19 protein-coding genes are annotated in these 19,871 nt (G+C 71.1%); 9 read left to right on the forward strand and 10 right to left on the reverse strand.

The genetic code is table 11. From position 1 onward, the window contains the following. The first annotated feature begins 4 nt into the window (after positions 1-4). From FV227_RS02295 to FV227_RS28780, 6 genes are all read left to right on the forward strand, one after another. Positions 5-1,204, forward strand: a complete 1,200-nt coding sequence (locus FV227_RS02295; RefSeq protein ID WP_147858239.1) for an ATP-grasp domain-containing protein — start codon at positions 5-7, stop codon at positions 1,202-1,204. Further along, the gene (gene mch / locus FV227_RS02300; protein ID WP_147729305.1) at positions 1,140-2,108 is read left to right on the forward strand and encodes a methenyltetrahydromethanopterin cyclohydrolase; all 969 of its coding nucleotides are present in this window, start codon (positions 1,140-1,142) and stop codon (positions 2,106-2,108) included. The genes FV227_RS02295 and mch overlap by 65 nt, the downstream gene beginning before the upstream one ends. A 252-nt stretch (positions 2,109-2,360) precedes the next feature. Next, a complete protein-coding gene (locus FV227_RS02305; protein ID WP_147842520.1) occupies positions 2,361-3,269 on the forward strand; it encodes a RimK family alpha-L-glutamate ligase in 909 nt (302 codons plus the stop codon). Further along, the gene (locus tag FV227_RS02310; protein WP_147726853.1) at positions 3,269-4,117 is read left to right on the forward strand and encodes a triphosphoribosyl-dephospho-CoA synthase; all 849 of its coding nucleotides are present in this window, start codon (positions 3,269-3,271) and stop codon (positions 4,115-4,117) included. Before FV227_RS02305 ends, FV227_RS02310 begins: the two co-directional genes overlap by 1 nt. A 222-nt stretch (positions 4,118-4,339) precedes the next feature. Beyond that, positions 4,340-4,852, forward strand: coding sequence for a 5,6,7,8-tetrahydromethanopterin hydro-lyase (fae, locus tag FV227_RS02315; RefSeq protein WP_147726855.1), 513 nt, complete (start codon positions 4,340-4,342; stop codon positions 4,850-4,852). Positions 4,853-5,068: 216 nt separating this feature from the next. Continuing rightward, on the forward strand, positions 5,069-5,242 hold the full coding sequence (locus FV227_RS28780) for a hypothetical protein (protein WP_187274654.1): 174 nt from the start codon (positions 5,069-5,071) through the stop codon (positions 5,240-5,242). 264 nt (positions 5,243-5,506) lie between these two features. Here the strand turns inward: FV227_RS28780 and ccrA are convergent, their stop codons facing one another. Together ccrA and FV227_RS02325 are read right to left on the reverse strand one after the other, a co-directional pair. Beyond that, positions 5,507-6,808, reverse strand: coding sequence for a crotonyl-CoA carboxylase/reductase (gene ccrA / locus FV227_RS02320; protein WP_147726857.1), 1,302 nt, complete (start codon positions 6,806-6,808; stop codon positions 5,507-5,509). A gap of 206 nt (positions 6,809-7,014) precedes the next feature. Beyond that, entirely contained in the window at positions 7,015-8,487 is a 1,473-nt protein-coding gene (locus tag FV227_RS02325) for a catalase (RefSeq protein ID WP_147858240.1), read from the reverse strand. Positions 8,488-8,789: 302 nt separating this feature from the next. Here FV227_RS02325 and FV227_RS02330 point away from each other — a divergent pair, with 302 nt between their 5' ends. From FV227_RS02330 to FV227_RS02340, 3 genes are all read left to right on the forward strand, one after another. Then, positions 8,790-10,832, forward strand: a complete 2,043-nt coding sequence (locus FV227_RS02330) for a protein meaA (RefSeq protein WP_147726860.1) — start codon at positions 8,790-8,792, stop codon at positions 10,830-10,832. A gap of 79 nt (positions 10,833-10,911) precedes the next feature. Then, positions 10,912-11,919, forward strand: coding sequence for a glycosyltransferase family 4 protein (locus FV227_RS02335; RefSeq protein ID WP_147726863.1), 1,008 nt, complete (start codon positions 10,912-10,914; stop codon positions 11,917-11,919). After that, the gene (locus tag FV227_RS02340; protein ID WP_246686378.1) at positions 11,916-12,839 is read left to right on the forward strand and encodes an NAD-dependent epimerase/dehydratase family protein; all 924 of its coding nucleotides are present in this window, start codon (positions 11,916-11,918) and stop codon (positions 12,837-12,839) included. The genes FV227_RS02335 and FV227_RS02340 overlap by 4 nt, the downstream gene beginning before the upstream one ends. An 8-nt stretch (positions 12,840-12,847) precedes the next feature. Here FV227_RS02340 and FV227_RS02345 read toward each other — a convergent pair whose 3' ends face one another. The 8 genes from FV227_RS02345 to FV227_RS02380 all read right to left on the reverse strand — a co-directional run bounded on the left by FV227_RS02345 (position 12,848) and on the right by FV227_RS02380 (position 19,664). Next, positions 12,848-13,132: a hypothetical protein gene (locus FV227_RS02345; RefSeq protein WP_147858210.1), complete on the reverse strand. Its 285-nt coding sequence runs from the start codon at positions 13,130-13,132 to the stop codon at positions 12,848-12,850. A 79-nt stretch (positions 13,133-13,211) separates the two neighbouring features. Beyond that, complete coding sequence (locus FV227_RS02350) at positions 13,212-13,547, reverse strand: PepSY domain-containing protein (protein WP_246686377.1); 336 nt, start codon at positions 13,545-13,547, stop codon at positions 13,212-13,214. Between the two features lie 108 nt (positions 13,548-13,655). Next, positions 13,656-15,647, reverse strand: coding sequence for an SDR family NAD(P)-dependent oxidoreductase (locus FV227_RS02355; RefSeq protein ID WP_147858211.1), 1,992 nt, complete (start codon positions 15,645-15,647; stop codon positions 13,656-13,658). Positions 15,648-15,698: 51 nt separating this feature from the next. Next, positions 15,699-16,571: a DUF1206 domain-containing protein gene (locus FV227_RS02360; protein WP_246686376.1), complete on the reverse strand. Its 873-nt coding sequence runs from the start codon at positions 16,569-16,571 to the stop codon at positions 15,699-15,701. Beyond that, the gene (locus tag FV227_RS02365; RefSeq protein WP_147728461.1) at positions 16,568-16,909 is read right to left on the reverse strand and encodes a hypothetical protein; all 342 of its coding nucleotides are present in this window, start codon (positions 16,907-16,909) and stop codon (positions 16,568-16,570) included. The genes FV227_RS02360 and FV227_RS02365 overlap by 4 nt, the downstream gene beginning before the upstream one ends. Positions 16,910-16,933: 24 nt before the next feature. Continuing rightward, positions 16,934-17,500 carry a Uma2 family endonuclease gene (locus FV227_RS02370; protein ID WP_147728460.1) on the reverse strand — a complete coding sequence of 189 codons (567 nt, stop codon included), beginning with the start codon at positions 17,498-17,500 and terminating at the stop codon, positions 16,934-16,936. Positions 17,501-17,574: 74 nt separating this feature from the next. Continuing rightward, positions 17,575-18,135: a Uma2 family endonuclease gene (locus tag FV227_RS02375; RefSeq protein ID WP_147728459.1), complete on the reverse strand. Its 561-nt coding sequence runs from the start codon at positions 18,133-18,135 to the stop codon at positions 17,575-17,577. Positions 18,136-18,206: 71 nt separating this feature from the next. After that, positions 18,207-19,664, reverse strand: coding sequence for a saccharopine dehydrogenase NADP-binding domain-containing protein (locus FV227_RS02380; RefSeq protein WP_147858212.1), 1,458 nt, complete (start codon positions 19,662-19,664; stop codon positions 18,207-18,209). Positions 19,665-19,871 lie beyond the last annotated feature (207 nt).

Consider the following 19,871-nt stretch of genomic DNA (forward strand, 5'->3'; position numbering starts at 1 on the left):
GATCATGGCCGGCGCGGCGATCCTGATCGCGGCCCAGTCGGGGCGGGCCCTGGCCGAGGCCGCCCGCCGCGCCGGGTTGCGCCCGTTCGTCGCCGACCTGTTCGCCGATTCGGACACCCTGGAACTCGCCGCGGCGCATCGCCCGCTCGAGGGCCGGTTCGGCACGGGACGGCTCGCGGAGACGGTGCTCGCCCATCTCGACGCGCTGTCGGCGATGGCCGGCGGTGCTCCGCTCGGCGTGGTGCTCGGCAGCGGCTTCGAGGCCGCACCCGCGCTGATCGCTGCGATCGCGCGGCGCCATCGCCTGGTCGGCGCGGGGGCCGAGACCGTGTCCGCGCTGAAGGACCCGCTGCGCTTCGCGGCCCTGTGCGCGACGCTCGCCATCCCGCATCCGGCGGTGACGCGGGCGCGGCTCGACGACCCGAAGGCCTGGCTGCTCAAGCGGGCCGGGGGCTCGGGCGGGAGCCATATCCGCGCGGCGACAAGCGGGCCGGCGCCGGCGGGCGCCTATTTCCAGGCCCGGGTCCCGGGCCGCGCCTTCGCGCTCAACATCCTGGCCGACGCCTCGGGCGCGCGCATCCTGGCGCTGACCGAGCAGTGGAGCGCGCCGTCTCTCCTGCGCCCGTTCCGCTATGCCGGCGCGCTGGCGCCGGGGCGGCGGGAGACCTCCGCGCTCCCGGACGCCATCGTCGCCGCCGTCGCGGAGGCGGCCGACGAGCTGGTCCGCGCGACCGGGCTGCGCGGGCTCGCGAGCGTCGACTTTCTGTCCGACGGCGAGGCATGGTGGCTGACCGAGATCAACCCGCGCCCGGGCGCCACCCTCGACGTGCTCGACCGGCGCGGCGTGCCGCTGCTGCACGCGCATGTCGAGGCCTGCCTCGACCACGCGCCCGAGATCGGGCCGGCGCCGGAGGATGCGGCGGCCTCGCAGATCTGTTACGCGGCGCGGGATCACGCCGTCGTCCCGGCGGTCGCATGGCCGGACCACGTGCGGGACCGGCCCCGCGCCGGGACACGGGTGATGCGGGACGCCCCGCTCTGCACGGTCCTGGCGGGGGGGCCGGACGGGCCGGCGGCACGACAAGAATTGGGGACCCGGATCGCCAGCTTGCGCGACCGGCTGTCCGAGGAGGAAACGCATGAGCACCAACCAGCCGAGCCTGAACGCCATCGCGACGCCCCTGGTGGAGCGCTTCGTCGCTGACGCCGACGTTCTGCGCCTGTCCGTGACACAGGCGCCGGGCGGCGCGCGCATGGTCGACGCCGGCGCCTCGGCGCGCGGCTCGATCGAGGCCGGCCGCCGGATCGCCGAGATCTGTCTCGGCGGCCTCGGTACCGTCTCGATCAGCCCGTCGGGCCCGATCCCGTCCTGGCCGTACTCGGTGGTCGTCCACGCCGCCGACCCGGTGCTGGCCTGCCTCGGCAGCCAGTATGCCGGCTGGTCGCTCGCCGACGAGGACGGCGATTCCGGCTTCTTTGCCCTCGGCTCCGGCCCGGGCCGCGCCGTCGCCGTGGTCGAGGACCTCTACAAGGAGCTCGGCTACCGCGATTCGGCCACGAAGACCGCCCTGGTGCTCGAGGCCGCCGGCGGGCCGCCGGCCAGCGTCGTCGCCAAGGTCGCCGAGGCCTGCTCCCTGCGCCCGGAGGACCTGACCTTCATCTTCGCGCCGACCCAGAGCCTCGCCGGCGCGACACAGGTCGTCGCCCGCGTGCTCGAGGTCGCCCTCCACAAGGCGCACACGGTCGGCTTCGACCTGCACCGGATCGTCGACGGCATCGGCTCGGCGCCGCTGTCGCCGCAGCACCCGGACTTCATCAAGGCGATGGGCCGCACCAACGACGCGATCATCTACGGCGGCCGGGTCCAGCTCTTCGTCGACGCCGACGACGCGGAGGCCAAGCAGCTCGCCGAGCAGCTGCCCTCGACCACGTCGAGCGACCACGGCGCGCCCTTCGCCGAGATCTTCTCGCGGGTGAACGGCGACTTCTACAAGATCGACGGCGCGCTGTTCTCACCGGCCGAGGCGATCGTCACCTCCATCCGCACCGGCGCGACCTTCCGCGGCGGCAAGCTGATGCCGGAGCTGGTCGAGGCGTCGTTCTCGTAGCGGCAGTCGAGGCCGGCTTTCACGACACGAAGGCCATCGCCCGCGGCTCTCCCGGGGTTTCCCCACCATCGTCATTCCGGGGCGCCGCAGGCGAGCCGGACTCCAGATCCGCCGTGGGGGCAAGCTCGGGCACCGTTGGCGGCTCTGGATCCCGGGCTCCGCTTCGCGGCCCCGGGATGACGGCGTGGAGCGGGAGGGCAATGCGTGTCGGCGGAACCGGCGGCTTGAACCATCCTTGGGGTGACCGACAGAATGCGCATCGCGCTCGCGGCCGACAACGGCAATTGGCACAAGGCCCGGCTCCTGGCGGCGCTTCGCGCGCAGGGCGTCGAGCCGGTGCTGTTCTCGCTCGCCGACGTGGCGATCGTCACCGGCGGCGGCGAGCCCCTGCAGGTGCCGGGCTTCGCCGGGACGCTGCCCGACGGCGTGCTGCTGCGGACCATCGCCGGCGGCACCTTCGAGGCCACGACGATGCGTCTGGGCGTGCTGCATGCGCTGGTGGCCTCGGACGTCACCGTCTGGAACGGGCCGGTCGCGATCGAGCGCTCGGTCGACAAGGCGGCGACCAGCCTGATGATCGCCCGCGCCGGCCTGCCGACGCCCGACACCTTCGTCTGCTCGAAGCGCACGGCCGCCGCCGAGATCGTCGCGCGCGAGGCCGGCCCCGGGCGTCCCCTGGTGCTGAAGCCGCTGTTCGGCTCGCAGGGCGAGGGGCTGCAGCTGATTGAGCGGCCGGACGACCTGCCGCCGGAGGATGCGGTCTCGCGGGTCTACTACCTCCAGCGCTACGTGCCCCGCAGCGACGGTCTGTGGCGCGACTACCGCGTCTTCGTCTGCGAGGGCAGGGCCATCGCCGGGATGATCCGCGAGGGCGACGGCTGGATCACCAACGTCCACCTCGGCGGCCGCCCGCTGCCCTGGGCGATGCCGGCGCGGGCGGCCGAGCTCGCCGAGGCCGCCGCCGCCGCGGTCGGCGTCGACTACACCGGCATCGACCTCGTCGAGGACGGGGAGGGCGGCTTCCTCGTGCTCGAGGTCAACTCGATGCCGGCATGGTCGGGGCTGCAGAAGGTCTCGGAGGTCGACATCGCCGGGGCGGTGGTGCGCGGCTTCCTCGCCGCCGTCCGGTCCGCGCGCCGGCCGCGGCTCGTGGTCGCCTGATGCGCCTCGCGCCGGAGGCGATCGCGGCCTCGTACCAGGCGGCGTGCCTGGCCGAGCTCGACGCCCTGAAACCCGGCAACGTCCACGCCTACGCCGCCGGCCATCGCATGGCGGTGGCCGATTTCACGACGAGCGCCGCGGTGTCGGCGCCCGCCCTGGCACGCGGCGGAGCCGCGCTCGGCGCACGGGTCCGCGACTCGGTCGCGGCGACGGTCGCGGCGGTAGGACAGAACACTAACCTCGGCATCCTCCTGCTCTGCGCGCCCCTGGCGCTGGCCGCCGAGCGGGGAACCACCGTGGCCGAGGTGCTGGCCGGCCTCGAACCGGCGGATGCGCAGGGCGTCTTCGACGCGATCTGCCTCGCCAACCCGGGCGGGCTCGGCCGGGCCGGACGGCACGACGTAGCCGCGCCGGCCCCGGATTCTCTGGTGGCGGCAATGCAGGAGGCTGCTCCGCGCGACCGCATCGCCCGCGCCTATACCGACGGCTTCGCCGACCTCGTCCGGGTCGGCCTCCCGGCTCTGGCGGCCGCGCGCGAAAAGGATCTCGAACCGGCCTGGTGCACCACCGCCGTGCACCTCGCCTACCTGCAGGCGTTTCCCGACAGCCACGTGGCGCGCAAGCACGGCGCCGACCGGGCGGAGGCCGTGCGGTCCGAGGCCGTGGAGGCGCTTACAGGCCTCGACCTGCGCGCCCGACCTGTGGAGCGCCTGCTGGCGCTGGACGCGGCGTGGAAGGCCGCCGGGATCAATCCCGGCACCAGCGCCGATTTCACCGTCGCCACGCTGTTCTGCGATGCCCTCGCATCCGCGGGCGCCCGCGTCGCGGACCCTGTGGGCGTCCTCTGAAAAAGTTCCCGCCGTCAAGCGCCGGGCCGCACTTTTAATATCGATTTCAGCGCGTTGCCATGGGTTGTGACGGGCCGGACCGCGCTGTAGGGTCCGCGCCGCTATCCGGGCTAACCGGCCCGGCTTTTCCAAGGCCGGGCGTCGCGAACAAGGATGGCTTCCGGCCGCGCCCGTTTCGACGGGCCGCGGTCCTTGAGTTTGGAATCCAGGGAGAAAACCCGAATGGCAAAGATCACCAAGGTCCAGGTCGGCGAAGCCCTCGTCGGCGACGGCAACGAGGTCGCCCACATCGACCTGATCATCGGACCGCGCGGTTCGCCGGCCGAGACCGCCTTCTGCAACGGCCTCGTGAACAACAAGCACGGCTTCACCAGCCTGCTCGCGGTCATCGCGCCGAACCTGCCGTGCAAGCCCAACACCCTGATGTTCAACAAGGTGACCATCAACGACGCCCGTCAGGCCGTCCAGATGTTCGGCCCCGCCCAGCATGGCGTCGCCATGGCCGTGCAGGACGCCGTCGCCGAGGGCATCATCCCCGCCGATGAGGCCGACGACCTGTTCATCCTGGTCGGCGTGTTCATCCACTGGGAAGCGGCCGACGACGCCAAGATCCAGAAGTACAACTACGAGGCCACCAAGCTGTCGATCCAGCGCGCCGTCTCCGGCGAGCCGAAGGCCGCCGCGGTCACCGAGCAGCGCAAGTCCGCGACCCACCCCTTCGCCGCGAACGCTTAGATCGGGGACAGTCCTGGGCAGAGCGCGCCTCCGCCCGCACCGCGGGGCCTGCTCCAGCGACTGGCCTCTATCTTCCTCGGACGATAGAAACACGAAGGCGGGACGGCGAAAGCCGCCCCGCCTTCTTTCGTTCGTCGCGTTCCCTTGCGATCCGCCTGCCCCGGGCGAGCCAGATCCGGGCACGCCGACCCCGACCACCCCGACGCGAGGCCCGGCATGAGCGAGACGAGCAACACCTTCAAGAAAGCGCCCAAGCGCAAGAAGGAGAAGGCCCGCACGGTTTCCGTCTCCCCGGAGATGCGGCAGGCCTACGCCGACCTGATCACCGAGAAGGCGACCAAGCAGGAAAGCTACGGGCGCCACCTGCCGGGGACCGAGACGAAGCGGTAGCGCGGACGGCACGCTGCATGACCGGCTCGAACCCTCGTCGGGTCGCCCGTCGCGGACGTGCGGTGCATCCCCTCTCCCGACCCTCGCTCACGCGAGGCCTACCCTCCCCGCGGAGGGGGGAGGGTGGGCGCAGGCGCCTCGACGCGATGCGTGACAATGGCCCGGACGGGAGCGTGCCACGACGCGCCGCGCGCGAATCCCTCGGCCAAAGAAAGACCCGCGCCCCCTGAGGGACGCGAGTCTTAAAGCTTCGAAGAGTTCGCGTCAGCCGCGCGGAAAACCCGCCGCCTCGATCACGTCCTCGACCGTCCGCAGGCCGGCGCGCGGAGAATTGACGAGGCAGGCCATGTTGCCGGGCGGGTGCTGGTTCTTCCACATCTTGGTATGCGCCTGCGGGATCTTCTCCCAGGGGAACACCTCGCTCATGCACGGGTCGACCCGGCGGTCGATCACGAACTGGTTGGCTGCCGAGGCCTGCTTGAGGTGGGCGAAGTGCGAGCCCTGGATGCGCTTCTGGCGCATCCAGACGTAGCGGGCGTCGAAGGTAATGTTGAAGCCGGTGGTGCCGGCGCAGAACACCACCATGCCGCCGCGCTTCACCACCAGCGCCGAGACCGGGAAGGTCGCCTCGCCCGGGTGCTCGAACACGATGTCGACGTCGTTGCCCTTGCCGGTGATGTCCCAGATCGCCTTGCCGAACTTGCGGGCTTCCTTGGTCCAGGCGTTGAACTCCGGCGAGTTCACCTTGGGCAGCTGGCCCCAGCAGTCGAAGTCCTTGCGGTTGATGACGCCCTTGGCGCCGAGGCTCATCACGTAGTCGCGCTTCGACTCGTCCGAGATCACGGCGATGGCGTTGGCGCCGGACGCGGCGCAGAGCTGGACGCCGAACACGCCGAGGCCGCCCGAGGCGCCCCAGATCAGCACGTTCTGGCCGGGGCGGACGGTGTGCGGCGCGTGGCCGAACAGCATGCGGTAGGCGGTGGCGAGCGTCAGCGTGTAGCAGGCGGCCTCCTCCCAGGTGAGGTGCTGCGGCCGCTTCATCAGCTGGCGCGACTGCACCCGGCAATACTGGGCGAACGAGCCGTCGGGAGTCTCGTAGCCCCAGATCCGCTGCGAGGACGAGAACATCGGGTCGCCGCCGTTGCACTCCTCGTCGTCGCCGTCGTCCTGGTTGCAGTGGACGATGACCTCGTCGCCGACCTTCCAGCGCTTCACCTTGGCGCCGACCGCCCAGACGATGCCGGACGCGTCGGAGCCGGCGATGTGGTACGCGGCCTTGTGCACGTCGAAGGGCGAGATCGGCTCGCCGAGGCCGGCCCAGACGCCGTTGTAGTTCACGCCGGCGGCCATGACGTAGACCAGGACCTCGTCGTCGCCGATGTCCCAGACCGGCAGCACCTCGAGCTGATGCGAATCCTCCGGCGGCCCGTGGCGCTCGCGGCGGATCGCCCAGGCATACATCTTGGCGGGCACGTGACCGAGCGGCGGGATCTCGCCCATCTCGTAGAGGTCCTTGACCTCGCCCGTCCCGGCGCTGGCCGGTTGCAGTGCCGCGCTGGCAGCCATCGTCTCTCTCCTGAATCCGTTTCGTGCCCGCTCGCGGTTCTGACGACGCCGCGGTTCCGGCCTAGCGCTATAACGGCGAAGGATGAGGCGTCCAAGGGTCTGCAAGTCGTCCGAAAGGCCAGGAGTACGGTGTCCGACAAGAAAAAAGGCGCCGGCTCATGCCGACGCCTTCTGGATACAAAATTAACTTGGCGGCCACCCAAAAACTATTCGGCGGCGGCCTTGCTCGTCTCGATGCCGAGACCTTCCGCGACCCCGCGGCCGAAGTCGGGATGCACCCTGTACCAGTGCCCGATCATCCGATCCTGGATGTGGCGCGGCGAGTCGCCCATCGAGGTGACGATGTTCTCCACGAGCCGCTTGCGCTCGCCGTCGTCGAATACCTTCGTCCATAGGTCCCGCGGCTGGCCGTAGAGGTCGGCGTCGTCGCCCGGCCAGCCGTAGCGGCCGGCATCCCCGGTGATCCGCAGCGGCGGCTCGGCCACCGACGGATCCTCGACCGGCCCGCCGAAGGAGTTCGGCTGGTAGTCGACCTGCGCGCCGTGGTTGCCGTCCGTGCGCATCGCGCCGTCGCGATGGTAGGTCTGGACGGCGGCCTTCTTCGCCTGGTTCACCGGGATCTGCTGGTAGTTGATCCCGAGGCGGTAGCGGTGCGCGTCGCCGTAGGAGAGCAGGCGGTTCTGCAGCATCTTGTCCGGCGAGAAGCCGATGCCGGGCACGACGTTCGAGGGCTCGAAGGCCGACTGCTCGATTTCGGCGAAGTAGTTCTCCGGGTTCCGGTTGAGCTCCATCTCGCCGATCTCGATCAGCGGATAGTCGCCGTGCGGCCAGACCTTGGTGAGGTCGAACGGGTTGATGCGGTAGGTATCGGCGTCGAGCTCGGGCATCAGCTGCACCGAGACCCTCCACTTCGGGAAGTCGCCCTTCTCGATCGCGGTCGAGAGATCGGCGGCCGAGTAGTCCGGATCCTCGCCGGCGATCTTGTCGGCTTCCGCCGCAGAGAAGTTCTGGATGCCCTGCTGGGTGTGGAAGTGGAACTTCACCCAGTGCCGCTCGCCAGCCTCGTTCCAGAGCGAGAAGGTGTGCGAGCCGTAGCCGTTCATGAAGCGGGCCGACTTCGGCGTGCCGCGGTCCGAGTACAGGATCATGACTTGGTGGATCGCCTCGGGGGAGAGGCCCCAGAAGTCCCAGCGGCGCCAATGGGGTTTCAGGTGGGTGCGCGGATCGCGCTTCTGGGTGCGGATGAAGTCGGAGAACTTGATCGCGTCGCGGACGAAGAAGATCGGCGTGTTGTTGCCGACGAGGTCCCAGTTGCCTTCCGAGGTGTAGAACTTCAGCGCGAAGCCGCGCGGATCGCGGGCGGTGTCGGCCGAGCCGGATTCGCCGCCGACCGTCGAGAAGCGCGCCACCATCGGCACGTCCTGCCCGACCTCGGTCAGCACCTTGGCACGGGTGTACTGCGACAGGCTCCGGGTCAGCCGGAAGGTGCCGTAGGCGCCGTAGCCCTTGGCGTGGACGACCCGCTCCGGGATCCGCTCCCGGTTGAAATGCGCCATCTTCTCGATGAGATGGTAATCCTGCATCAGCACCGGGCCGCGGGTGCCGGCGGTGAGCGAGTTCTGGTTGTCGGAAATCGGGTTTCCGAACGCCGTCGTCAGACGGGGCGAGGTGTCTGCAATCGTGCAGGGCTCCTTTGATTGGTGATCCGCGTGGTCGGGCGCGCACGCCGCGCGTCCAGGTCCGAATGCGGCCAGCCAACGCGCGTCGAGCGGTTTGGAACCGTTCGAAACCGCGGCGGTGCCACCGATCCCCGTCAAATTTCCTTGATGTCGACCCTGAGATTTTTGCGGGCGCCTTGCCGTCCGGTGACGGGCGCCGGCCCTTCGCATGAGATGACGGCCCGCGACGGCTTCGCTACGGTGCGCCGCAAGGGGCGGGGCGAGCGAGCCGCGCGACGAACGGATCAGCGGAGACGGGTGACATGAGCGCGAGCGCGAGCGTCGACGGGGTGAAGCGCGACAAGCCTTGGATCATCCGCACCTATGCGGGCCATTCGAACGCCAAGGAATCGAACGCGCTGTACCGGGGCAACCTCGCCAAGGGGCAGACCGGCCTGTCGGTCGCCTTCGACCTGCCGACCCAGACCGGCTACGACCCCGACCACGAGCTGGCGCGCGGCGAGGTCGGCAAGGTCGGCGTCTCGATCGCCCATCTCGGCGACATGCGGACGTTGTTCGACGACATCCCGCTCGTCCAGATGAACACCTCCATGACGATCAACGCCACGGCGCCGTGGCTGCTGTCGCTCTACCTCGCGGTGGCGGAGGAGCAGGGCGCGCCGTTCTCGGGGCTGCAGGGCACCACCCAGAACGACATCATCAAGGAGTATCTGTCGCGCGGCACCTACGTGTTCCCGCCGGCGCCGAGCCTTCGGCTGACCAAGGACGTGATCCTGTTCACGACCAAGGAGGTGCCGAAGTGGAACCCGATGAACGTCTGCTCCTACCACCTGCAGGAGGCCGGGGCGACGCCGGTGCAGGAGCTGTCCTACGCGCTCGCCATCGCGATCGCGGTGCTCGACACCGTGCGGGACGACCCGAACTTCGATGCCGAGAGCTTCCCGGAGGTGTTCGGGCGGATCTCGTTCTTCGTGAACGCAGGCCTGCGGTTCGTCACCGAGATCTGCAAGATGCGCGCGTTCTCCGAGCTGTGGGACGAGATCGCCCAGGAGCGCTACGGCATCGACGACCCGAAGAAGCGGATCTTCCGCTACGGCGTGCAGGTGAACTCGCTCGGCCTCACCGAGCAACAGCCTGAGAACAACGTCCACCGCATCCTGATCGAGATGCTGGCGGTGACGCTGTCGAAGCGGGCGCGCGCCCGTGCGGTGCAGCTGCCGGCCTGGAACGAGGCGCTCGGCCTGCCGCGCCCGTGGGACCAGCAGTGGTCCATGCGGATGCAGCAGATCCTCGCCTTCGAGACCGACCTGCTCGAGTACGACGACATCTTCGACGGCTCGAAGGTGATCGACGCCAAGGTCGAGGCGCTCAAGGTCGAGACACGGGCCGAGCTTGAGCGCATCGGCGGGATCGGCGGCGCGGTCGCCGCGGTCGAGACCGGCGCGCTCAAGCGGTCGCTCGTCGAATCCAATGCCCGCCGCATCTCGGCGATCGAGGCCGGCGACCAGATCGTCGTCGGCGTCAACAAGTGGCAGCAGGGCGAGCCCTCGCCGCTCACCGCAGGCGAGGGCGCGATCTTCACCGTGTCCGAGACGGTCGAGATGGAGGCCGAGGCCCGCATCCGGGACTGGCGCGCGAAGCGCGACGACAACGCCGTCGGCAAGGCGCTCGAGGAGCTCGAGGCGGCGGCGCGCTCGGGTGCCAACATCATGCCGGTCTCGATTGCCGCCGCGAAGGCCGGCGTCACGACCGGCGAGTGGGGGACGCGCCTGCGTGAGGTGTTCGGCGAGTACCGCGCGCCAACCGGCGTCACTCTTCAGACCGTTTCGTCCGGTGCCGCCGAGGAGGCCAAGCTGCTGATCGCCGATCTCGGCGAGCGCCTCGGCGAGCAGCCGCGCCTCGTCGTCGGCAAGCCCGGCCTCGACGGCCACTCGAACGGCGCCGAGCAGATCGCGCTGCGCGCCCGCGACGTCGGATTCGACGTGACCTACGACGGCATCCGCCAGACCCCGGCCGAGATCGTCGCGAAGGCGAAGGAGACCGGCGCCCACGTGGTCGGCCTCTCGATCCTCTCCGGCAGCCACGTCCCGCTGGTGCGCGACGTGAAGGCGAAGATGCGCGAGGCCGGCCTCGACCACATCCCGCTCGTGGTCGGCGGCATCATCTCGCCCGACGACGAGCTGGTCCTGAAGAACATGGGCGTCTCGGCGGTCTATACGCCGAAGGACTACGTGATCGACACGATCATGATCGGCATCGCCAAGGTGGTCGAGCGCGCGATCGACAAGACCAACCGCACCGACGGCGCCGCGAAGGGCAAGGACGCGGCGGCGCAGGTCTATTGAGGCGCGAGGCCGCCGGCTGCAGCGACACGCGCGCACCCGACGGCTTCACCCGGGCGGCCCGGGAGCGTAGAGCGGCACCATGCTCGCCCCCCTCATCGCGGTTCCGCTCGCCGCGGCCCTCAGCGCCGGCCTGATCGTCCGGCTCCGGCCGCTGCTGGTCCGCTACGCGCTGGCCCGCCCCAACGCGCGCTCGAGCCACACCGAGCCGACGCCGCAGGGCGGGGGGATCGCCGTCGTCGCGGCGACCCTCGCGGTGACGGGGCTGCTGCTCGCCGCGCCGGATGCGGGCCGCGACGTGCTGGTGCTCGGGCTCGGCGCCGTGGTGCTCGCCCTGGTCGGCGCCGTCGACGACATCCGCCCGCTGCCGGCGTCGCTTCGCCTCGTGCTGCAGGCCCTCGTCGTCGCCGCCCTGGTGGCGAGCGTCGACGGACGGCTGGTGCCGACCCTGCCGCTCGCGGTGGAACGGGTGCTCGCGGTGCTCGCCGGGATCTGGTTCGTGAACCTCGTCAACTTCATGGACGGGCTCGACTGGATGACGGTCGCCGAAACGGTGCCCGTTACCGGCGCGCTGATCCTGCTCGGCGGGTCCGGCGCCTTGCCGCCGGCGGCGATCCTCGTCGCCGCGGCCCTGCTCGGGGCGATGCTCGGCTTCGCGCCGTTCAACCGGCCGGTGGCGAAGCTCTTCCTCGGCGATGTCGGCTCGCTGCCACTCGGGCTGATCCTGGCCTGGCTGCTGTACCGGCTCGCCCTCGCGGGCGGCCTCGCCGCGGCGATCCTGCTGCCGCTCTACTACCTCGCCGACGCCACCCTCACGCTGATCCGGCGCGCCGCCCGGCGCGAGCCGGTGTGGCAGGCGCATCGCAGCCACTTCTACCAGCGGGCCACCACGAACGGCATCGCGGTGACCGGCGTCGTCGGACGCGTGCTCGCGCTCAACGCGTGCCTGGCCGCGCTCGCCGGAGCGACCTTGTTTTGGCCCTCGCCGGCCATCACCCTCGGTGCCCTGGCGGTCGGATGCGGTCTCGTCGGATCGGTGCTGGTTCGATTCGCGCGGGCGCCGGCCAAGCACGGAGTGACGACGTCTTGAGCCAACTGATCGCGCTCACCGGGGCGACCGGCTTCATCGGCCGGCACGTCCTGAGAGATCTGACGGCGCGCGGCTACCGCGTCCGCCTGCTGCTGCGGCGGCCGGTGGACGCGATGCCGGAGGGTGCCTCGAGCGCCATCGTCGGCGACCTGACCCGGCCGATGAACATGGCGGCGGCGCTCGCCGGCGTCGATGCGGTGGTGCATTCGGCCGGCCTCGCGCACGCGATGTCGGGCGCACCGGAGGACGATTACCGCACGCTCAACACCGAGGCGACGCGGCGCCTGGCCGAAGCCGCCGCGCGGGCGCGGGTGCGCCGCTTCGTGTTCCTGTCATCGATCCGTGCGCAGACCGGCCCGACCGCCGCCGGGACCGTGACGGAGGCCGACGATCCGGCTCCCACCGACGCCTACGGCCGCTCCAAGCTCGAGGCCGAGCGGGCGCTCGACGCGATCGGCCTCGATTGGGTCGCCCTGCGGCCCGTCCTAGTCTACGGCGCCGGCGTGAAGGGCAACATGGCCGCGCTGGTGCAGCTCGCCCGCTCGCCGTATCCGCTTCCGCTCGGATCGCTGGCCGGCCGCCGGTCGCTGGTCTCGGTCGAGAGCGTGTCGGCGGCGATCGACACGGTGCTGCGGACCGACGCCGCGCTGGACCGGCCGCTGGTCGTCGCCGACCCCGACGCGCCGACGCTCCCGGAGATGCTGACGGCCCTGCGCGCCGGGCTCGGCCGACGGCCCGGCCTGGTTCCGATACCCTCGGCGGCGATCGGGCTGGCCTGCCGCCTGACTGGGCGAGAGGCGACCTTCTCGCGGTTGGCCGAGAATCTGGTCGCGCGCAGCGACGGTTTGGCGGCCCTCGGCTGGGCGCCGGCCGGCACGACGCGGGACGGCCTCGCTCGGCTCGCGCGCCTGTCGGCCTGATCGGCGGATCAGTCGTCCCGGCAGAACGACGGCGCGGTGCCGTCGTCGATCATCCCGCAGCCCCGGGCGATCTCGGATTCGATCAGGGCGCAGGCATTGTCCGCGTTGCAGGGCGGATGGGTCGCCGGGGAGACCGACATGCAGCGCTCGACCAGCCGCTCGGCCTGACGCGCCCCGACGGCGGCGCGGCAACTTTCGGCGCTTGCGGATAAGGCCCCGGGCAGGACGATCGCGAACGCCGCAGCGGCGACGATGGAGCTTCGGCGAAGCGATGCGGCGGCGCGGGACGGCATCATCGAAGGCAGGCCTCGGCCGAAAGAACGCCCCGGCCGCGAGGCCGGGGCTCGATCCTACGACACCGAGGCGATGGCGTCAGCGGCGAACGTCGATCACGTCGCCCGAGCGGCTGTCCACCACCACCGTGATGTCGTCGCCACGACGATCCGATCCGCGAACGATGATGCGCGGCCCGCGGCGGTCGACGTTGTCGACGTCGGCGAGGCCCTCGCGACGGGCGATCCGGATCGCCTCGCCGCGGCTCAAGTCGATGTCGTCGCGGGGCCCGCGGTCGCGATAGCCGGGATCGACGCGAACGCCGCCCGGTCCGATCTGGATGCCCTGCGCCGAGGCCGGCGCAGCGACGCCGAGCCCGGCCACGCCGAGACCGGCGACCATCGTGAGGCCTGCGAGAAACGTCTTCGTCTGCATGAATTCGTCCTTCCTTCGGCACACTCCCTGTACGGAAACTGCGCTCGGTTCGGTCGTCGCCTCAATCGGCGGGGCGTCGAATGGTTCCCGACCGGGAAAGCTCGCGAATCAACAGAGGCCGGCGTCGGCGGTTCCGAGCGCCGGCGCATCCGGGCTCGCCGGCGCCGCCGCGACCGGCTTGTCGAAGCGCTCGCGGAAATGCGGGATCGCCGCCTCGAACACCGCCTCCGCGGCGGCCCGGTCGCCGGCCTCCACCGCCTCGCGCAAGGCCGCCGTCCAGGCATCGAGCCGGGCGCGGTCGGCGAAGACCGGCTTGGCCGCCATCACGCCGTCGATCCCGTCGAGGCTGACGCGGGGCTCCTCGCGCGCGAACAGGATCTCGTTCAGGCGCTCGCCCGGCCGTGCGCCGGAGAACACCAGCTCGATCTCCGCGCCGGGCTCGAAGCCGGCGAGCCGGATCATGCGCTCGGCCAATTCGGCGATCTTCACCGGCTGGCCCATCTTGAGGACGTAGACCGCGGCGCGCTGGTCGGCCGCGCCCGGCGCGAGGCTGCGCGCCTCGCGGTCGGCATGCGAGGCCGCGGTGAGGACGAGGTCGGCCGCCTCGCGCACGGTCATGAAGTAGCGAACCATGTCGGGGTGGGTCACGGTGACGGGGCCGCCGCGGGCGATCTGCGCCTTGAACACCGGCACCACCGAGCCGACCGAGCCGAGCACGTTGCCGAAGCGCACCGCGATCAGCCGTGTCGGGTGGCCGGGGATCGCGGCCTGCTCGGCATCGCGCGCCTGCGCCACCATCTCGGCGAAGCGCTTGGTGACGCCGAGCTGCGACACCGGCTCGATCGCCTTATCGGTCGAGATCATCACCAGCGCGCGGGCGCCGGCCGCCACCGACGCGTCGGCGACGTTGATCGAGCCGAACACGTTGGTCTTGATGCCCTCGCTCCAGTCGCGCTCGAGATAGGGCACCTGCTTCAGCGCGGCGGCATGGAACACGTAGTCGGGCCGGAATTCGGCGAAGACCGCGTGCAGGCGCTCGCGGTCTCGGATGTCGGCGAGCGTCCCGCCGACCTCGGCCTGCGCGTTGAGCAGCGCCGGCTGGCTCAGGATGCCGTGCAAGGCCGGCTCGGAGCTTTCTACCACCATCAGCGCCGAGGCGCCGAAGGCGAGCGCCCGGGCGCAGATCTCGGAGCCGATCGAGCCGCCGCCGCCGGTCACGAGCACGCGCTTGCCGGCGAGGAACCGCTCCAGCCGCGGCCTGTCGATCGCGACGGTGGGGCGCAGCAGCAGGTCCTCGATCTCGAGCGGCGCGAGCTCGGCGTCGCGCATGCCGTCGCCGAGGCTGACCACCCGGGCGAGCGGCAGGCCGAGCCGCCGGGCGCGGGCGATCAGGTCGTCGGGCTCGGCCTCGGGCGCCAGCGCGCTCGGGGTCGCGACGAGCCGGCGCACCGGCTGCCCGCGGGCGGCGAGGTCGCCGACGACCCGCTCCAGGTCGGCGAAACCGCCGAGCACGGCGACCTCGCGCATCGTCTGCCCGGCCTCGTCGGCGCGCGGCGAGAGGATGCCCTTCGGCGCGAGCTTGCGCACCGAGCCGGATTCGATCGCGCGCAGCAGCGTCTCGATGTCGGCACCGCGGCCGAGCAGCAGCGTCGGCACCGTGGCCGAGCGCGCGCTCGACTGCTTGGAGCGGGCGTATTTCAGGTAGCGGAAGGCGAGGCGCGTGCCGCCGAGCAGGAAGATCTGTAGCACCCAGTACAGGACGATGGCGATCTTGCCGAAGAAGTAGAACCCGTACAGGTCCGACGAGACCAGGACGTAGTCGAGCACCAGCAGCCCGAAGGCGAGCACGCTCGCGGCGCGAACGATGCCGGCGAGATCGGGCAGGGAGGCGAAGCGCCACTTGGTGCGGTAGAGCCTGAACCGTCCGTAGACGAGGCCGGCGACGACGAGGAACGGCGGCAGCAGGACGGGAAGCGCGTGCACGCGTTCGGCGAGGGCGTCGCCGGTGAAGCGGAACACGAAGGTGAGGACCACGGCCAGCGCGGTCGCCACGAGATCGTGGACCACCATCACCGCGGTCTTGTAGGTGCGCTGCTGCATGATGTTCCGCGGCGGTATCGGCTCCGCCTCGGGCGGTGTCAACGCGATCGGTCAGCCGGTCGGGCGGACGGCCCGCGCCACCGCATCGTCGGCCTGGTCGATGTCGGGCGCGTCGATCCGGCGATAGCGGGCCTGGATCAGGCCGAAGGCCCCGAACGCCACGTGGCCGGCCGCGACGATCGCGAGCAGGATCCGGCCGTAGGGCTGGGCGCGCAGGGCCTGGAACGCCCCGGACAGGCCCTTCACCTCCGACGAGGCCTGATACCAGGCCGCGACAACGACGAAGCCGCCGATGATCAGGAACGCGATGCCGCGGGCCGCGTAGCCGAACCGGCCGACCGGCTCCGCCCAGGCCTGGCGCGCCGCGTTGAGGGCGAGGCGCTCGGTCACGTCGCCGCGAACGGCCTTGACCAGGAAGCCGACGCCGCCGCCGGCGACGCCGAGGCCGATCAGCGCCACGGCGAAGCGGCCGAAGGGTTTGGCCAGCAGCCACGCGGTCCAGTCCTGCAGGCCGTCGCCGTCCGACTGCAGGCCGAGCCCGAGGGCGAGGCTCGCGGCCGTGAGCCCGAGGCCGGCATAGATGCCCGCGCTGACGAGGTGGGCGCCCCGCACCACGAGCCCCTTGGGCGAGGTGCCGCGCCGGTCGGCGTCGGTCACCGCCTCGACGAGGCGCCAGGCGGCGAAGCCCCAGAGCCCGAGGGCGATCAGGCCGACGATCCAGGGGCCGAGGGGTCCGAGCAGCACGAAGCGGAGCGCGTTCTCGCTGTCGCCGGCCTTGCCGCCGGCCCCGACCGCCGCGAGCACCGCCAGCACGCCGACGACGCAGTAGACCGCGCCGCGGGCGCAGAACCCGAAGCGCGCCAGCCGCTCGATGGTGTTGCGCCCGGCGAACACGGTGGACGGACCTTGGGCCGAGCCGGTCACGCCGGCTCGCGTTGCGGCTTCCCGGCCAGCGCCACGTAGAACCCGAGCCCGTCCCCGGCCGGGAGCGTCTGCAACCGGTCGACGAGGCCGCGGCGCTTGGCGTCCAGCAGCAGGCGGCCCGCCGGTTGGAACAGGGTCTCGCCGCCGCCCTCAGGCGGCGGATCGAGGCGGATCGCCACGGTCTTGCCCTTGGCGAAGCGGCTCCGCTCCAGCATCTCGTTCAGCGACGCCTCCGCGGTCGCCCGGTTGGCGCCGCGCAGGTCCATCACCGATTCCGCATCGGTGACGCCGAGGCCGCCGCGCAGCTTGTCGGCGTAGAAGTCTTCGAAATGGGGCAAGGGCTGCGACCTGGTGGGTGTTGGCTAGAACGACAGACCGGCGAAGACGGTTGCGACGGGCGAGGCGCTGCCGAACTCGGGAAGCTCGATCGCGCCGTCGAGGCCGAGCGCCTGCTTGCGCCGGGCGTCGCCCTCCTGCCGGCGCCAGACCTTCACCCGCGGCTCGTCCTGATACACGATCAGGAAGACCTGCAGGCTCTCGACGGCACGGTAGAAGTCGGTCTTGCGGCCGCGGTCGGCGCTCATCGTCGAGGGGGACAGCACCTCCGCGACGAGGATGGGATCGGACGCGTAGCCGTCCGGCAGCATCGGGCCGCAACGCACCACCACGTCGGGGATCGGCGCGAAGTCGTCCATGTCCCGGCCGACGACCGCGATGCCGGGGACGACGCGGCAGCCCCGCACATCGGCGAGGTCGCCGAGGCGACGGATGAGGTTGGAGACGATGGTCTGGTGCCGCTCGGTCGGTGGCGACATCAGCACCGGCTCGCCGTCGAGCAGTTCCCAGCGCTCGTCGTCCGGGCGGCCGGCGACCCAAGCCCGGTAGTCCGGGACGCTCATGCGGTCGTCCCGCTTCGCCGCGACTGCCATGCGGGCCTCTCCGAACTGCCTGGGCGAGCGTACCATAGATGGGTCCGCCCGCGACCGGCGTCAGCCGCGGGCGTTCAGAATTCCACCCGGGCGTAGATGTCGGCTACAGCGAGCGTGCCGCCGAGCTCGGGCAGGTCGATCACGTCGCCCCGTCCCAGCATCCGCATCGCCCATCCGGCGTCGCGCCGCCAGACCTCGACCCGGGCATCGTCCTGATAGACGATCAGGAAGACCTGCAGCGCCGCGACCGTGCGGAAGAAATCGGTCTTGCGGCCGCGATCCATGCTCATCGTCGAGGGGGACAGCACCTCGGCGACGAGCAGCGGGTCGCGGGTGTAGCCGTCGCGGGGCAGCGGGCCGCACTGGACCACGATGTCGGGGATCGGCGCGAAGTCGTCCATCTCCGCGCTGAGCACGGCGAGGCCGGGGAGGGCGCTGCAGCCCCTGCGCTCGGCGAGTTCGTCGAGGCGCCGGACCAGGTTCGCGACGATGCGCTGGTGACGCCCGCTCGTCGGCGACATCAGCGTCGGTACGCCGTTGAGCAGCTCCCAGCGCTGGTCGTCCGGCTTGGACGCGACCCAATCCTGGTATTCGGCGACGCCCATGCGCGCGTCGCGTCGTCGGGCAACGGCCATCGCGGCCTCCTCCGGTGAGGCCGCGATGGTAGCAGTCCGGGGCCGGTCCGCAACGGCGCGGACGCTCGGGTTCAGCCGTGCACGAGCACGTTGCGGAACTGCCAGGGGTCGCTGGCGTCGATGTCCTCCGGGAACAGGCCCGGGCGGCCGGCCAGCGGCGTCCAGTCGGTGTAGACGCCGACGACGGGGCCGAGATACGGGGTCTGGACTTCGAGGCAGCGGCGGAAGTCCATCTCGTCGGCCTCGACGATGCCGGCCTCGGGGTTCTCCAGCGCCCAGACCATGCCGGCGAGCACCGCCGAGGTCACCTGAAGGCCGGTGGCGTTCTGGTAGGGCGCGATCCGGCGCGTCTCCTCGATCGAGAGCTGCGAGCCGTACCAGTAGGCGTTCTTCTTGTGGCCGTAGAGCAGCACGCCGAGCTCGTCGATGCCGTCCTCGATCTCGTTCTCGTCGAGGATGTGGTGCTTCTCCTGCACCTTGCCGGCATTGCCGAACATCTCGTGGAGCGACAGCACGGCGTCGTTGGCCGGGTGGTAGGCGTAGTGGCAGGTCGGGCGGTAGGCCGCGCGCTCGCCCTCGAGAACCGTGTAGTAGTCCGAGATCGAGATCGCCTCGTTGTGGGTCACGAGGAAGCCGAACTGCGACTGCGCAGTCGGGGTCCACGAGCGCACGCGGGTGTCGGCGCCGGGCTGGAGCAGGTAGATCGCGCAGCGCGAGCCCTTCTCCTGCTCGCGGGCGTTCTCGGGCATCCAGGTCTCGTGCGTGCCCCAGCCGAGCTCGGCCGGCTGGTTGCCCTCCGAGACGAAGCCCTCGACCGACCAGGTGTTGACGAACACGCCCTGCGGCTTCGGATGCTTGGCGCGCTGGGTGTCGCGCTCGGCGATGTGGACGCCCTTGACGCCGACCTCGCGCATCAGCGCGGCCCATTCGGCGCGGGACTTCGGCTCGGGCGTGGTCACGCCGGTGTCCTTCGCGATGTTCAGCACCGCCTGCTTGACGAACCACGAGACCATGCCGGGATTGGCGCCGCAGCACGAGACCGCGGTGGTGCCGCCGGGGCTGGCGGTGCGCGCGTCCAGGATGTCCTGCCGCAGCGCGTAGTTGGTGCGGTCGCCCTGGCTCTTCTCCTTGTCGAAGTAGAAGCCCGGCCACGGCTCGGCGACGGTGTCGATGTAGAGGGCGCCGAGCTCGCGGCACAGCTCCAGGATCGCGCGCGACGAGGCGTCGACCGAGAGGTTGACGCAGAAGCCCTGGCCGCCGCCCTCGGTGAGAAGGGGCGTGAGCACGTCGCGATAATTCTCGCGGGTCAGCGCGACCGTCTCGAAGCGCAGGCCGTGCTTGTCGGCGAGAGACCGGTGCGAATCATCCGGATCGATCACGGTGAAGCGGGCACGGTCGTATTCGAAATGGCGCTCGATGAGCGGAAGCGTGCCGCGACCGATCGATCCGAACCCGATCATCACGATGGGTCCGCTGATGCGACCGTGGATCGGCCCTCTGTTCGGCCCTTGGTTCGGCGTGTCGGTCATGGCTCGGGCGGTCCTTCGGATGTGCGCGGCGCGCAGGGGCGGCTCGGGTTAGGCGGCCGATGTGACGATGGGGCGACAGGCCGGGCTCGTCCGCGAACGGACGTCCGCGACGGCCCCCCGGCCCGGGCGCCGATCCCGGTCGGCGATCGATCGCGGCGCAGGGTATGTCCGGCCCTAGTGCCGCCTCGTGCCGTGAGGGTCAACCGC

Source organism: Methylobacterium sp. WL119 (assembly GCF_008039875.1).
Classification (GTDB): Bacteria; Pseudomonadota; Alphaproteobacteria; order Rhizobiales; family Beijerinckiaceae; genus Methylobacterium.

Excerpts from the sequence above, each read along its gene's own strand:
- ccrA (WP_147726857.1), bottom strand. The coding sequence starts at position 6,808 with ATGGCTGCCAGCGCGGCACTGCAACCGGCCAGCGCCGGGACGGGCGAG.
- fae (WP_147726855.1), top strand. The coding sequence starts at position 4,340 with ATGGCAAAGATCACCAAGGTCCAGGTCGGCGAAGCCCTCGTCGGCGAC.
- FV227_RS02310 (WP_147726853.1), top strand. The coding sequence starts at position 3,269 with ATGCGCCTCGCGCCGGAGGCGATCGCGGCCTCGTACCAGGCGGCGTGC.
- FV227_RS02375 (WP_147728459.1), bottom strand. The coding sequence starts at position 18,135 with ATGGCCGTTGCCCGACGACGCGACGCGCGCATGGGCGTCGCCGAATAC.
- FV227_RS02350 (WP_246686377.1), bottom strand. The coding sequence starts at position 13,547 with ATGCAGACGAAGACGTTTCTCGCAGGCCTCACGATGGTCGCCGGTCTC.
- FV227_RS02380 (WP_147858212.1), bottom strand. The coding sequence starts at position 19,664 with ATGACCGACACGCCGAACCAAGGGCCGAACAGAGGGCCGATCCACGGT.
- FV227_RS02305 (WP_147842520.1), top strand. The coding sequence starts at position 2,361 with ATGCGCATCGCGCTCGCGGCCGACAACGGCAATTGGCACAAGGCCCGG.
- FV227_RS02355 (WP_147858211.1), bottom strand. The coding sequence starts at position 15,647 with ATGCAGCAGCGCACCTACAAGACCGCGGTGATGGTGGTCCACGATCTC.
- FV227_RS02295 (WP_147858239.1), top strand. The coding sequence starts at position 5 with ATGGCCGGCGCGGCGATCCTGATCGCGGCCCAGTCGGGGCGGGCCCTG.
- mch (WP_147729305.1), top strand. The coding sequence starts at position 1,140 with ATGAGCACCAACCAGCCGAGCCTGAACGCCATCGCGACGCCCCTGGTG.
- FV227_RS28780 (WP_187274654.1), top strand. The coding sequence starts at position 5,069 with ATGAGCGAGACGAGCAACACCTTCAAGAAAGCGCCCAAGCGCAAGAAG.
- FV227_RS02330 (WP_147726860.1), top strand. The coding sequence starts at position 8,790 with ATGAGCGCGAGCGCGAGCGTCGACGGGGTGAAGCGCGACAAGCCTTGG.
- FV227_RS02345 (WP_147858210.1), bottom strand. The coding sequence starts at position 13,132 with ATGCCGTCCCGCGCCGCCGCATCGCTTCGCCGAAGCTCCATCGTCGCC.
- FV227_RS02370 (WP_147728460.1), bottom strand. The coding sequence starts at position 17,500 with ATGGCAGTCGCGGCGAAGCGGGACGACCGCATGAGCGTCCCGGACTAC.
- FV227_RS02335 (WP_147726863.1), top strand. The coding sequence starts at position 10,912 with ATGCTCGCCCCCCTCATCGCGGTTCCGCTCGCCGCGGCCCTCAGCGCC.